Consider the following 13,174-nt stretch of genomic DNA (forward strand, 5'->3'; position numbering starts at 1 on the left):
CGCGCCCTCGACCCTCGGCTGCCCGGCCCCGGCACTCCTCCCGCCTAGTCGGTGCCGAGCCCCGTCAGCGGCGACCATGCCGCCCCCGGCGCCTGACCGTCCCCCTCAGCCGTGAGCGCCTCAGCCCAGGAACGCCGCTGTCCTCCAGCTGGGCTTGGCCGTGCCGGCCGCGGCCACGCCGGCCCGGGTGGGCGGCGGGGCGCGGGAGCGGCGGTCAGCCGTCTTCGAGGACTTTCAGCGGGTCGAGCCGGCGGATCAGGGCCATCGCGGCCTCGATGACCTCGCGTGCCTCGCCCTCCGTGTCGGAGGTGGCGACCTCGCGGGCGGCCTCCCCGATGATGCTGGTCAACACGGCCACGGTGAACCGGTCGAGCGGATCCCCACCGGCCCCGAGCAGCACGGCGTTCTGGCGTACCCACTCCCGCCCTCTGGTCCGGCGGATCAGCTCGAACCCGGGCGGCCCGTCCCCGTCGATGAACAACCTGACCAGGTCCCGCCGCTCCCAGGCCCCGTCGAGGTACGCCCTCGCCCCCGCGATCAGCAACTCGACCGGATCGTCCACCCCGGCCTTCTTGGCCGCGGCCACGCTGGCCGCCGACGCCTGCTCGTGCGCCGCCTGGTGGTCCTCGTAGAGCGCGAGGAACAACTCTGTCTTGCCGCCGAAGTGGTGGTAGAGGCTGCCGACGCTGGACCCGGCGCGGGCGACCACCTCGGAGACGCTGGAGTCGGCGAATCCGTGCTCGCTGAAGACCTCGCGTGCCGCCTGGAGCATGCTCTTGCGGGTCTGTGCCGTACGGCTCCACTCCCACGAGGACTTACGTGCCATGAGGGGATCGTACCGCTGACGAATTCTAGAATCCCGCTCTACTTCCGGTAGGAGGATCATGGCATGAAGGGCCGGCAAGCGCCCATGAGCACGAACGGAAGGACGGCATTGACCACGATCTTCGACAAAGTCGCCTGGATCCACCTGGAGGACCGGAAGATCCTCAGCACCCGATCGCGCGGCAAGGACGTCTACTACCTGCCCGGCGGCAAACGGGAACCGGGTGAGAGCGACCTCGACACGCTGGTCAGGGAGATCGACGAGGAGCTCGCCGTCGCCATCGTCCCGAGCAGCGCGGCGCACTTCGGTACGTTCGAGGCACAGGCCGACAGCCACCCTGACGGGGTCATCGTGCGGATGATCTGCTACACCGCCCGGCACCAGGGCACTCCGACGCCGAGCAGCGAGATCGACGAGGTGGTCTGGCTCACGTACGCCGACCGGGACCGCGTGGCCCCGGTCGATCAGATCATTTTCGACCAGCTCCACCGGAGCGGCCGGCTCCTTTAGCGTGCTATTCGATCTCGACGGGAACTTCGTAGATCTCGTTCGTCGGGTGCCCGGCCTGCTCGTGCACCCGCAGGACCGCCTCCTTGGACGGCCCGGTCGACAGGCAGAACACCTTGCCCGACTCCGGGTCGAGCCAGGCGTGCTCGAAGTGCACGCCCTCGGATTCCTCGATCGCCAGGTCCCGCTCGTGCTCCTCGCGCAATTTCTCCATTGTCGCGCCGGAGAAACCGCTGTGCACGTCCATGAACTTCGCCATCGTGTATCCCTCCCCCTTGTGTGACCTTTCCCGGAAAGGCGCTCCAAATCATTCCATCGGGGGGCGGGTCGGACCCGGGGCTATCGAGGGCTGCGGACGTCGTTTCCGTTCCTGCCGCGGCCAGTCAGCACGTCCTCCAAGGTCGGACGCCAGTCACCGCCCCGGCCCCGGGTGAGCTCGAAGAAGCTGTCGAAGAAGGTCGAGTCGGAGTTGATTCGCGCAACTCAGTCGCGGTGCAGCTTCCGGTAGGTCACCCGATGCGGGCGCGCCGCGTCGGCGCCGAGCCGTTCGACCTTGTTCTTCTCGTAGTCGGCGAAGTTGCCCTCGAACCAGAACCAGTTGGAGCCTTCCTCCCACGCCAGGATGTGCGTGGCGATGCGGTCGAGGAACCACCGGTCGTGCGAGGTGATGACGGCGCAGCCCGGGAAGTCCAACAGGGCGTTCTCCAGCGAAGACAGCGTCTCCGTGTCGAGGTCGTTGGTGGGCTCGTCGAGCAGCAGGACGTTGCCGCCCTGCTTGAGGGTGAGCGCCAGGTTGAGCCGGTTGCGCTCGCCGCCCGACAGGACCCCCGCCTTCTTCTGCTGGTCAGGGCCCTTGAAACCGAACGCCGCGATGTACGCCCGCGACGGCATCTCCACGTTGCCGACCTTGATGTGGTCGAGCCCGTCGGAGACGACCTCCCAGACATTCTTGTTCGGGTCGATGCCGCCGCGGCTCTGGTCCGCGTACGAGATCTTGACGGTGTCGCCGACCGTGACCGACCCCTTGTCGGGCGTCTCGCCACCAGTGATCATGCGGAACAGCGTGGTCTTGCCGACGCCGTTGGGGCCGATGATGCCGACGATGCCGTTGCGGGGCAGGTCGAACGTCAGCCCCTCCATCAGCAGCCGGTCACCGAAGCCCTTGGTGAGCTCGTCGGACTTGATCACCGTGGTGCCCAGGCGCGGGCCCGGCGGGATCTGGATCTCCTCGAAGTCCAGCTTGCGGTATTTATCCGCTTCGGCCGCCATCTCCTCGTAGCGCTGGAGGCGGGCCTTACTCTTGGTCTGGCGGGCCTTCGGGTTGGACCGGACCCACTCGAGCTCGTCCTCCAAGCGCTTCTTGCGCTTGACGTCCTTCTGCCCCTCGACCTTGAGCCGCTGGGCCTTGAGCTCCAGGTAGGTGGAGTAGTTGCCCTCGTAGGCGTAGGCGCGGCCGCGGTCCAACTCCAGGATCCAGCCGGCGACGTTGTCGAGGAAGTAGCGGTCGTGGGTGACGGCCAGGACGGTGCCGGCGTATTTCTCCAGGTGCTGCTCCAGCCACTGCACGCTCTCGGCGTCGAGGTGGTTGGTGGGCTCGTCGAGCAGCAGCAGGTCGGGCGCCTCCAGCAGCAGCTTGCACAGCGCGACCCGGCGCCGCTCGCCACCGGACAGCTTGGTCACGTCGGCCTCGGGCGGCGGGCACCGCAAGGCGTCCATCGCCTGCTCCAGCTGGCTGTCAAGATCCCAAGCGTTGCGGTGCTCCAGCTGATCCTGCAGCTTGCCCATCTCGTTCATCAGCTCGTCGCTGTAGTCGGTGGCCATCTGCTCGGCGATCTCGTTGAAGCGATGAAGCATCGCCATCGTCTCGGCTACGCCCTCCTGGACGTTGCCGAGGACGGTCTTCTCCTCGTTGAGCGGCGGCTCCTGCTGGAGCATGCCGACCGTGAAGCCGGGCATGAGCCGGGCCTCGCCGTTGGACGGCTGCTCCAGGCCGGCCATCATCCGGAGCAGCGTCGACTTCCCGGTGCCGTTCGGCCCCAGGACACCGATCTTGGCTCCGGGCAGGAACGACAGCGTGACGTCGTCAAGGACAACCTTGTCGCCGTGCGCCTTGCGCACGCGCTGCAGCGTGTAGATGTACTCCGGCATGTCCTCTAGCTTAGGGGCTCCCGACCCGGGCTTCCGCCGCTCCTCCCCAGGAGCGCCCCAGGCCCCGACACGACCAGGCCAGACGCTGGGCGACACCGTCAGATGTCCAGCACCAGGCCACGGAATGGCACCGCAGCGCTGCGGCCAGACTCCCTGCACCAGGCCACGGGGCTGCACCGCAGCGCTGCGGCGCGAACGCCGGCCTTCAACCGGCGCGCGCGAACGTCCGCCCGCGAGACCTGGCCGGACCTGTAGGGACAGGTGCCGGCGCGGTCAGCAGGGTTCCTCGGGGAGGGGGCGGGGCGGGGGGTGGACGGCTGGGATGCAGACGCGGTCGCGGCCCAGCTCCTTCGCTCGGTACAGCGCCAGATCGGCGGCGGCCAGCAGATCGATCAGCTCATCGCCGTGGACGCTCATCAACGCGACACCCGCCGAAATGGTGACCTTGACGAGGGTGTCATCGGCAGGGATGGCCATGTGGCCGATGCGGGTGCGCAGGCGCTCGGCGACCTGCCGGGCCTCGTGAATGTCGGCGCCGGGCAGCAGGACGACGAACTCCTCACCGCCGAAACGCCCCACCACGTCGTAGTCACGCAGTTGGCTGCGCAACGCGGCCGCCACCCCGACCAGGACCTGATCGCCGACCAGGTGGCCGTGCGCGTCGTTGACGCGTTTGAAGTGGTCGATGTCGATGATCAGAAGCGCCAGCGTGTCACCGGTGCGGCGGGCGCGGACGATCTCCGTGTCGGCCTCGCGTTGCCAGGCGGCGGCGTTCAGCAAGCCGGTTTTCGCGTCCGTACGTGCCGCCGCCTGGAGCTGGGCATGCAGGAGGCTGCGTTGCAGGAGCACCACCGGCGGGAGAGCGAGCAGCAGCAGGGCGAGGTTGAGGCCGCAGGCGATCGAGACCGTAACCCCCAGGCACAGCTCGACGATGTCCAGCAGCACGCTCTCCCGATCCCACAGCACCTCCGGCCAGGTGATGTCCGGGTTGGCCATGTGGGCGGCGATGGCGATAAGCGCGATGTTGAGCAACGAGAAGAGCACGGCGGCCGCCACCGCGTACATGATGGGCGGGCCACTGCCGCGCGACAACGCCGACGGGTCCGGGACGAACCCGTGGAACAGGACCGATGCCGAACACCCGGCCAGGCCGATGGCGGCCGAGGTGAACACCCGGCGGTGCAGCACCGTGGCCCGGACTCGTAGCTGCAGCAGGACCTGCAGCACGATCGGCGCGAACAGCGCGTAGACGGGGGGCAAGAGCAAGGCCACCGGCAGCCACCAGGCCGACAGCAGGTCCCGCGAGACCCCGGCGGGCATCCCCAGGCGTCTGGTGGCCTCGATGCAGACCATGCCACACCCCATGAGGGCAGCAAACGTGCCCACATCCGGCCACCGGAACTCGGTGCTGGACGCGAACACCATGATCGCGACGAGATCGAGAGCCACTATCGCGCACAAGTAGATCACGAGTGGGCGGCGTTGCCCTAGCAATGGCCAGCGGTCGACCAGTGTTGACACACCGTTGCGAGACTTTATCGAGGCGTGACTGGTCGCCGCCATCTCGTCTCCTCCCTGACTAACGATGTGTAACACAATAATTGCGGAGTGTGCGTTGCGCGATGGGAACCGATACGTTGACAGAGACCACACCTGCTCAATCCGCGAGCGGGCCGTGCTGGAAAGGAGCAGCCATGGTGCGGGGCGTGATTTGGGCCTGACAGATGCGGTCGCGATCTGACGCGGGCCGCCACACGGGTCAACGCCATCGGCCGCCCTCGGGGCGATCAACGGGATTTCGGCCGGTGCCCTCTCCCCTCCTCCTCCCCCCTCCCTTAGCCAACTCCCCTGCGCGCATTATCAACGGCTCAACCGCCTGCGCCTTAGCGACCGTCCCGACGCCCAACACCTCAGCGCCCCCATAGTCAGCGCCGTCACATGTCACCGCTCCCAACTCTCCAGCGTCTCAGCACCTCAGTGTCTTCAGCGCCCCAGCGCCCTCAGCCTCAACGCCCTCAGCGCCCTCAGCGCCCTCAGCGCCCTCAGCGCCCCAGCGCCCCAGCGCCCCAGCGCCCCAGCATCCCAGCCCCTTCAGCACCTCAGCGCCCCGAAGCACCAGGGAGCACCGCATGTGGCCGACGGCGCCCCCTGTTCGCTCGGTGTTCTACGCTGCCGCACGCTCCTCGGTCGTCAGCGGCTCGACGTTCTGGTCGTCTTCATCGCCGGCGCTGTCGCTCGCGCCCTCCGGCCCAAGCACCCGGACAGGGTGGCTTTCGGTCGGCGCGGCGCCGGGGCGAGGGAGGGAGCGGAGGGGCCGGGAGCCCATGGCCCAGTCCTGGGTTTCCTCGTCGAGGCGGTCACGCATTTCCTTGCTCATCGAGGTCACGCCGGCGCCCCGCTCCGGCTTGGTGAAGACTCCGGTGCCCCAGCGCAGGTCGTGGCCCACCGCGCTGGCCTCTATCTCAGGCATGAAACGGCGGTCGCCTTCCTGGCCGAACTCGCGGATGCGGAGCCTGCCCGACACCACCACAGGCTGCCCCGCCCGTACGGACGTGGCGACGTTTTCTCCCAAGGCGCGCCAGCAGCGGACGGTGAAGCAGACCCGCTCGCCATCGGTCCACTGGCCTGTCTTCTTGTCGAAGTAACGGTGCGAAGTGAGCACCTTCAGCGAGGTGACCCTGAGGCCGTCATCGAAGGTGTATTGCCGGGGCTCTGCTGCGACATTGCCGGTGAGCGTGATGTAGATGTCGTTCATCCCGTGCCTCCCCATGCGGCGGGCGGGCTGCCCGCGACCTGGCCCTACGGTGCCGTGAGAGGGCGGGTGCAGGGGCGGGTGAACGGGATTCTGTGGATGAAGGTGTCGGCGCGGGTCGAGCCTGTGGACACAATCCACGACCCCGAACATCCGCCCGCCCCAGCACGTAAGCCGAGAACATCCGCCCGCCACAACCCGCAGGCCGAGACGCCGGTCCGATCGGCAAGAGGGCGCAGGATGAGGTGTCAGCCGGACAGATCGCGCAGAGCCGTGTAGAAGGCGTGGTGGCGGGTCAGCTCGCGTTCGACGGGCTCCACGACCATCGTCGCCGACACGGCGGCGACCCGGCGCCTCATCTCGCGCTCGAGCCGTTCCCGCTCCTTCGACGCCCCCAGCTCCACGAAGTTGCGGGACGCGATGCCCGACAGCGCGCCCAGGCCCAGCACCGAAGCCATCATGAGCCCCACCCACGGCAGCGCCGCGCTGTCGCCCAGCAGCTCCAGTCCCGCAGGCAGCCGGCCGGGCATGATCAGGCCGACCGCCAGCCAGGCCGCCCCGGCCAGAAATGCCGCCACCAGGAAGTATTGCCACACCTTGAGCAGCCGCCACCACCCCGGCACCCGGTCGAGCTGGGGCGCCACCTCGGTGAGGTCCTCGGTCAGGGCCTGTGGCAGCTGGCCCGCGCGGGACCTGGCCGCCTGGTGCACCGCCGTACGCCACACCGGGTGCATGCCCATGGACAGCCCGTCGGCCAGCGCGTGCACGGCGTTGGCCACCTCGGCCGACTGGGCGCTGACCGAGCCCGCCGTGATGCCGCGGATCTCATCCCCTACGTCCTCAAGACGCAGGCTCTTCAACGGATCGGAGCGGAACTTGTCGAACCACCGTGGATACGGCCACCCGACCCACTGGCTGGACCGCTCCGCGTAGACGTTCTCCATGGCCTCGCCCACGGCCGGCACGCCCACCGCGTCGCACAACGCGTCGGTCAGCCCCATCCTGCGGGCCTCGTCGACCGACGACGGGGCGGTCAGGGACTCGCCCAGCGGCATGGCCTCGGCCAGACGCTGCTCCAATCGGTGCAGGTCCGCCTCGAGCTTCTGGATGGCGGCACGCCGGCGGGCGACGGCGGTCGCGATGACGCTCTTGAGGCTCTCGATGCCGCGCCCGCTGACCGACGAGGTGGGCACGACGCTCGGATGCTCGACGCCCTCACGGCGCAGCAGGTCGTTGAGGTCGATGACCAGCTCGGCCAGCTCCTCGGTCGTGAGCCTGTCGGCCTGGTTGAGCGCGAACACCGTCACCGCGTCATGCCCCGCCAACTCCGTCACGTAGCGCCGGTGCGTGGAGGCGTCGGCGTACTTCTGCGGGTCGAGCACCCACACCACCAGGTCCGCCAGCCCGATGAGCCGGTCGGCCTCGGTGTCGGTCAGTGCCCTGATCGAGTCGTGGTCGGGCAGGTCCAGCAAGATGAGCCCGTGGAGCTGGCTGTCGCCCTTGTCGAGCGCGCTGGCCCGGGAGAAGCGGTGCCGCCACTGGATCTGCAGCCAGTCGAGCAGCGGCGCCGCGCCCTCCAGTCCCCAGACGCAGGCGTGGGTGCGGGCCGTGGTCGGCCGGCGTACGCCGGTGGGCGACAGCTCCAGCCCGGAGATCGCGTTGAACAGCGACGACTTCCCACTGCCCGTGCCGCCCGCGAGGGCGACGACGGTGTGCTCGGACGACAGCTTGAGGCGTTCTCCGGCCCGCTGCAGCAGCGCGTTGGTCTCGTTGAGCAGCTTCCTGTCGAGCCGCCCCGGGCCCAGCTCCACCACCTTGGTGAGCGCGGTCAGCCGCGCGGCGAGGCCCGGCCTGGTGGTCATCGTGGTCATCGAGCGACCTCAAGGTTGTACGTTGCCTGGTAAAGCCGAGTCGCGACGGACTCGTCGGGAATGCCCGCGGAATCGAGCGCCTGCGCGTAACGCAGCGCTTCCTGGTCGAACAGCATGCCGATCCTGGCCCGCAGGTCGCTCAGCGCCTTGGCACCGATGCCGCGCAGCGACTCCGCGCCCAGCAGGGCGTTGACCAGCCGATGCGGCACTCCTTCGCCGTTGCTGCCGTGGAACATCGCGACCATGAAGATCAGTGACAGCGAGTCGGGATCGAACGACACCAGCTTCGACACCGACCGCTTGGCCACACCCTCCGTCCGCACCAGCTCGCTCAGGTGCTCCTGCCAGGACGCGATGGCCCGGCTGGTGTGCCGTACGAGATCGTCCGAAGGCCTGTCGAGGCCCTCGCCGAGCTTGGCCCCCAGCTCCGAGCGGTGCCGCCAGCGCGCGGCCACCTCCTCGGCGGCACGGTTGGCGGCGGCCACGATCACCGACTCCAGGCCGGTGCGGATCGCCGCCTTGAACGCCAGCACCCGTTCGGGTGCCTGCCTGGCGGCCCTGCCGCGCTTGCGCAGCCGCAGCGAGCGCATCAGATCGCCCGAGCCGGCGAAGTCCTGCCAGCGGGCCAGCACCTCGCCGTGCAGCAGCGAGCCGTTCTTCGACGCCTTGTCGATCGCGCTGAGCGCGCTGAAGAAAGCCGCCTCCACGTCGCTGCGCAGCTCGGTCCTGAACGCGGCCTGCGCCTCCAGATGCTTGGCCAGCGCCGGTACGCGGGTGCGGAAGCTGTCGAGCACGCCGTTGAGCGTCTCGCGTACGGCCTGGGCGCGCCGCTCTTCGTCCACCGACAGCTCGGCCAGCCACATTCGCAGGTCGGTGACCTCACTGTCGGGCAGCCTGCCGTCCTCGACCTTCGACTCGTGAATCACGAACCGGTCGATCTCGCCCAGGCCGTATTCGGTGAGCATCCGGACGAAATGCTTCAGCACCACGTCGGCGGACCTCTGCTGTACCCGCGACAACACGATGGCCAGGCGGGCGCCGCGCTCCTTGGCCAGCTTCAGCAGGTTCCAAGCGGGGGCGTCGGCGTATCGGGCCGCCGTGGTCACGAAGATCCACAGGTCGGCGGCGTCGAGCATGCGGTGCGCGACCTCGTGGTGCTCCTCGACCACCGAGTCGATGTCGGGGGTGTCGAGCAGCGCGACGCCCTGCGGGAGCTTCTCCGTCGCGACGATGACGATGCCGCGCATCCCGGAGTTCGGGGAGGGCTTGTCGAGCCGCTCCAGGTTGCCGAGCAGCTCGCCCCCCGTGAACCAGTCGCGGTCCTCGGGGTGGCAGACCAGCACGGGGGTGCCGGTGGTCGGGCGGCGTACGCCGGTGCGCGAGACGTTGCGCTCGGCGAGGGAGTTGATCAGGGTGGACTTGCCCGCGCCCGTCGAGCCCGCGACCACGATGAGGGCGGGGGCAGTGCTGGTCTTGACCCGGGGCAGCACGTAGTCCTCGAGCTGGGTCAGCAGGTCGGCCTGCGCTTGCCTGGCCTCCTCGGCACCGGGCAGGTCCAGGCCGAAGCGGAGGTCGGCGACGCTTTCCCGCAACGTGCCGAGTGCCGCCGCGAGTGCCTCCGCTGCCTCTGCCGGCAACGCCTCGGTACGGGTCGCCGAGGCCTCGCCAGAGCCTTCGTTCCCGTCGGCTCCCAAGCTGCCGGCCTCAGGCTCATGGGCTTCGGGCTCGTGCGTTTCGGGCTCGGGGGTTTCGGGCTCGTCGGCGCCGGGTCCCTCAGCGGGCGGATCGCCGGCGGGCGGCTGCTCTTCCGCTGCGACCGGCTCATCCTCGGGTGACGGCCGATCCTCGACATGCGACTCATCAGCGTCATGCGATTCGTCAGCGTCCCGCGATGCCTCAGCGTCCGATGCCTCAGCGTCCGGCGACGCCTTCGCGTCGGCCGTTTCCCCGGCAGACGGCTCCTGAGAGTGCGGCTCCTCGCCGGGCGCCTCCGCATCGCCTGGTGGCTCGTCAGACGGTCCCGCGTCCACCGGCTGCTCGGTGTTCAGCAGCTCGCCGTCCGATTGCTCGGCGCCCAGTGCGGTCGCCGGCTCGTCACGGGCGAGCGTCTCCTGCTCGGCGGAGGTCTCGTCGACGGCCGGGCCGTCGAGTGCGGCAGGTTTCACGAAAAGGGAGGGCCCACCGGACGGGGCCGAGTCGGCGGGAGCCTCGGGCTTCCTCGGCTCCGGACGGGGCCCGGGAGCGACCGGCGCTTCAGGCTCAGAAGCGGCGGGCGTCTTGGGCTCGGAAGCGGCCAGCGTTTCGGGCTCGGAAGCGGACGGCGGCTCCGCTGTGGAACGCCCCGCGGAGGCGGGCGGCGGCTCCGGTGCGGAGCGGCCGGTGGCGGGTCGGCGGGGAGCGAAGAAGTTCACGGACTCGGCTGGCTTCTGGGCGCCGGAACGGTCGGTGACGGCCTCGCCCTGGGGGGACACACCAGGCGCGCCCGCCTCCTGGGCCCGTGGCTCCTCGCGGCCAGCCCGCCCATCACCAGCCGACGGCTCGGCCCGGCCGGGCCGGCTGTCCTCGGGCGCCGGCTCCTCGCGCTCGCCCCGACCGCCGGCCGGACGTGGGTCGTCACCCCGCCCGCCAGCCGGGGCGAAGGCGTCGAACGTGTCGTCGTCGTCCCGCACTGGCCGGAAGCTCAACGTCTGCTCCCCCAGCGACTCCGGTCGTCCGTCATCCATGGCCGTGTTCACGGCAAGCGCTCCGCTCGAACCATCTCGACCTCCTGGCCGACCCTGACGACGTCGCCGACGATGACGATCGCCGGCGGCCGTATCCCAGCCGCGGACACGCGGTCGGCCACGGTGGAAAGCGAGGCGATAACCGCCCGCTGGGTCGGAAGGGTACCGTCCTGTACCACCATTACGGGAGTCTCCGGAGAACGTCCGTCGCGAACGAGTGCCTCAGCCACCTTCGCCAACCGCTCGACCGCCATCATCAGCACCAGCGTGCCCTCGGAACGGGCCAGAGCGGGCCAGTCGACGGTCGACTTGGGATCGTCCGGCGCCACGTGCACGGAGATGACGTGAAACTCCTGGCTGACCCCGCGATGCGTCACCGGCACCCCGGCCGCCGCGGGCACCGCCACGGCGCTGGTGATGCCGGGCACGACCAGCACGGGGATGCCGGCCCGGGCGCAGGCGATCATTTCCTCGCCGCCCCGCCCGAACACGAACGGGTCGCCGCCCTTGAGCCGGACCACGAACTTGCCCTGCCTGGCCCGGTCCACGAGCAGCTCGTTGATCGTCTCCTGGGACAACGACCGGCCATAGGGCACCTTGGCGGCGTCGACCAGCTCGACGTCGGGTGCGAGCTCGTCGAGCAGGGCGCGGGGGGCCAGCCGGTCCGCCACCACCACGTCGGCCTGTGCCAGGAGCTGCCGCCCCCGTACGGTGATCAGGCCGGGGTCGCCGGGCCCGCCGCCGACCAGGGCCACGCCGACCGGTTTCGTACGGTTGCGCCGGGCCTCGACCGTGCCGTCACGCAGCGCCTCGACAACCGCGTCCCTGATGCCGGCGGCTCTGCGCGGGTCGCCGCCCGCGGTGACGGCCACGCTGATCTCGTCGACCCGCCCCGAGGCGGGCGTCCAGGCGGCGGAGGCGTCCTTGTCATCGGCCCGCACGCACCACACGCGCTTGGCCTCCGCCTCGGCGGCGACCGCGGTGTTGACGGATCTCTCGTCGGTGCAGGCCTGGACGAGCCAGGCCCCGTCGCAGTCGCCGACCTCGTAGGGCCGGGCGTGCCAGGTGACCCGCCCGGCGGCGATCAGGTCGTCGAGCGCCGGAGTCACGCTCGGCGACACGATGGTGACCTCCGCACCGGCCTCTAGCAGCGCGGGGACACGCCGCTGCGCGACGCGGCCGCCGCCCACGACGAGCACCCGGCGGCCGGAAAGCCGCAGGCCGAGGAGGTAGGGACCCATGAGGGGAATCTCCCATTCGCGAAGGTTGTGTTTAGGAGGTAAACCTACCGGCTCTCAATCCTTCATTTGCTGCGCCTGGGTTAACGACCATCGAGAAGTGGCCGGCGGGGATCCCAGCGCGGCCCGCCCTCATCGTCCTTCCGGCGTCTGGCCATCGCTGACAGCGCCTCAAGAATAACCCGGTTCCCAAGGTACGCGGTGATGTCCGCATGATCATACGGCGGCGCCACCTCCACCAGCTCCATCCCCGCCACAGGAAGCTCGTAGCAGATCCTGCGCACCGCGTCGAGGAGCTGCCGGGCCGTGAGTCCACCCGGCTCGGGCGTGCCGGTGCCAGGCGCGTGGCCGGGGTCGCAGACGTCGATGTCGACGGACAGGAAGACCTGGTCGCATTCGTCGAGCGCGATCTGGAACGACTCCGTCAGCACCTCGTCGAGCCCGCGCGCGACGACCTCGGTCATCTCGTACGAGCGCATGTTCCGCCGTGCCATCCATTCGAGCGTCGCGGGCTCGGGCCAGTAGCCGCGCAGCCCGATCTGCAGGAACCGGTCGCCGCGGATGGCGCCCGACTCGATGAGCCGCCGCATCGGCTGGCCGTGGCCGTACAGGTGGTGGCCGAAGGTGTGGTCGCCGGTGTCGGCGTGCGCGTCGAAGTGGATCATCGAGGTGCGGCCCGGCGCGTGAGCCCTGGCCGTGCCGCGCGCGTCGGGCAGCGCGATCGTGTGGTCACCGCCCAGCACCAGCGGGATCGCGCCCGAGGCGGCGACGCGGTGCACGGCCTCCTCGATCGCTGTCAGCGAGCCCTCGACGTCGCCCGAATAGCACTCCACGTCACCGGCGTCGAGGACGCGCAGGTCCTTCAGCGCGTCCACGCGCAGCGCCAGGCTCGGCCTGGACCCGTCGTGGGGCAGGTAGCAGGCCTGGCGCAACGCGTTCGGGCCGAACCTGGCGCCGGGCCGGTTGGAGGTGCCGCCGTCGAACGGAGCCCCGATGATCACCACCTCGGCGCCCTCGTAGCTCGCCGGGTCGCCGACGTCGCAGCGGTCCACGCCCAAGAACGTGACATCCGGGCCATACATCGCGCCATAACGGGACAAACCCGACCT

At 69.9% G+C, this 13,174-nt stretch carries 10 protein-coding genes; 1 reads left to right on the top strand and 9 read right to left on the bottom strand.

Features of this window, described 5'->3' with window-relative positions:
- Window positions 1-214 precede the first annotated feature (214 nt).
- Window positions 215-826 (bottom strand): TetR/AcrR family transcriptional regulator, encoded by a 612-nt coding sequence (locus tag ACTWQA_RS29010; protein ID WP_443162227.1) that lies wholly within the window; start codon window positions 824-826, stop codon window positions 215-217.
- 63 nt (window positions 827-889) lie between these two features.
- Here ACTWQA_RS29010 and ACTWQA_RS29015 point away from each other — a divergent pair, with 63 nt between their 5' ends.
- On the top strand, window positions 890-1,336 hold the full coding sequence (locus tag ACTWQA_RS29015; protein ID WP_443162228.1) for an NUDIX hydrolase: 447 nt from the start codon (window positions 890-892) through the stop codon (window positions 1,334-1,336).
- 4 nt (window positions 1,337-1,340) lie between these two features.
- Here ACTWQA_RS29015 and ACTWQA_RS29020 read toward each other — a convergent pair whose 3' ends face one another.
- The 8 genes from ACTWQA_RS29020 to speB form a co-directional block, all read right to left on the bottom strand.
- On the bottom strand, window positions 1,341-1,592 hold the full coding sequence (locus ACTWQA_RS29020) for an SCO4226 family nickel-binding protein (RefSeq protein WP_443162229.1): 252 nt from the start codon (window positions 1,590-1,592) through the stop codon (window positions 1,341-1,343).
- 224 nt (window positions 1,593-1,816) lie between these two features.
- Complete coding sequence (gene ettA, locus ACTWQA_RS29025; RefSeq protein WP_443162230.1) at window positions 1,817-3,481, bottom strand: energy-dependent translational throttle protein EttA; 1,665 nt, start codon at window positions 3,479-3,481, stop codon at window positions 1,817-1,819.
- A 273-nt stretch (window positions 3,482-3,754) separates the two neighbouring features.
- Complete coding sequence (locus ACTWQA_RS29030) at window positions 3,755-4,930, bottom strand: GGDEF domain-containing protein (protein ID WP_443162231.1); 1,176 nt, start codon at window positions 4,928-4,930, stop codon at window positions 3,755-3,757.
- Window positions 4,931-5,645: 715 nt separating this feature from the next.
- Entirely contained in the window at window positions 5,646-6,236 is a 591-nt protein-coding gene (locus ACTWQA_RS29035; RefSeq protein WP_443162232.1) for a single-stranded DNA-binding protein, read from the bottom strand.
- Between the two features lie 245 nt (window positions 6,237-6,481).
- Window positions 6,482-8,104 carry a GTP-binding protein gene (locus ACTWQA_RS29040; RefSeq protein WP_327590033.1) on the bottom strand — a complete coding sequence of 541 codons (1,623 nt, stop codon included), beginning with the start codon at window positions 8,102-8,104 and terminating at the stop codon, window positions 6,482-6,484.
- A complete protein-coding gene (locus ACTWQA_RS29045) occupies window positions 8,101-10,827 on the bottom strand; it encodes a dynamin family protein (protein WP_443162233.1) in 2,727 nt (908 codons plus the stop codon). Before ACTWQA_RS29045 ends, ACTWQA_RS29040 begins: the two co-directional genes overlap by 4 nt.
- A gap of 8 nt (window positions 10,828-10,835) precedes the next feature.
- Window positions 10,836-12,068 (bottom strand): uroporphyrinogen-III C-methyltransferase, encoded by a 1,233-nt coding sequence (cobA, locus tag ACTWQA_RS29050; protein ID WP_443162234.1) that lies wholly within the window; start codon window positions 12,066-12,068, stop codon window positions 10,836-10,838.
- A gap of 80 nt (window positions 12,069-12,148) precedes the next feature.
- On the bottom strand, window positions 12,149-13,165 hold the full coding sequence (gene speB / locus ACTWQA_RS29055) for an agmatinase (RefSeq protein WP_443162235.1): 1,017 nt from the start codon (window positions 13,163-13,165) through the stop codon (window positions 12,149-12,151).
- Between the last annotated feature and the right edge of the window lie 9 nt (window positions 13,166-13,174).

Source organism: Nonomuraea sp. 10N515B, from assembly GCF_052245915.1.
GTDB lineage: Bacteria > Actinomycetota > Actinomycetes > Streptosporangiales > Streptosporangiaceae > Nonomuraea.

Coding starts and splice junctions, on each gene's coding strand:
- ACTWQA_RS29020 (WP_443162229.1), bottom strand. CDS start 1,592: ATGGCGAAGTTCATGGACGTGCACAGCGGTTTCTCCGGCGCGACAATG.
- ACTWQA_RS29015 (WP_443162228.1), top strand. CDS start 890: ATGAAGGGCCGGCAAGCGCCCATGAGCACGAACGGAAGGACGGCATTG.
- ACTWQA_RS29035 (WP_443162232.1), bottom strand. CDS start 6,236: ATGAACGACATCTACATCACGCTCACCGGCAATGTCGCAGCAGAGCCC.
- ACTWQA_RS29045 (WP_443162233.1), bottom strand. CDS start 10,827: ATGGATGACGGACGACCGGAGTCGCTGGGGGAGCAGACGTTGAGCTTC.
- ettA (WP_443162230.1), bottom strand. CDS start 3,481: ATGCCGGAGTACATCTACACGCTGCAGCGCGTGCGCAAGGCGCACGGC.
- ACTWQA_RS29010 (WP_443162227.1), bottom strand. CDS start 826: ATGGCACGTAAGTCCTCGTGGGAGTGGAGCCGTACGGCACAGACCCGC.
- cobA (WP_443162234.1), bottom strand. CDS start 12,068: ATGGGTCCCTACCTCCTCGGCCTGCGGCTTTCCGGCCGCCGGGTGCTC.
- ACTWQA_RS29040 (WP_327590033.1), bottom strand. CDS start 8,104: ATGACCACGATGACCACCAGGCCGGGCCTCGCCGCGCGGCTGACCGCG.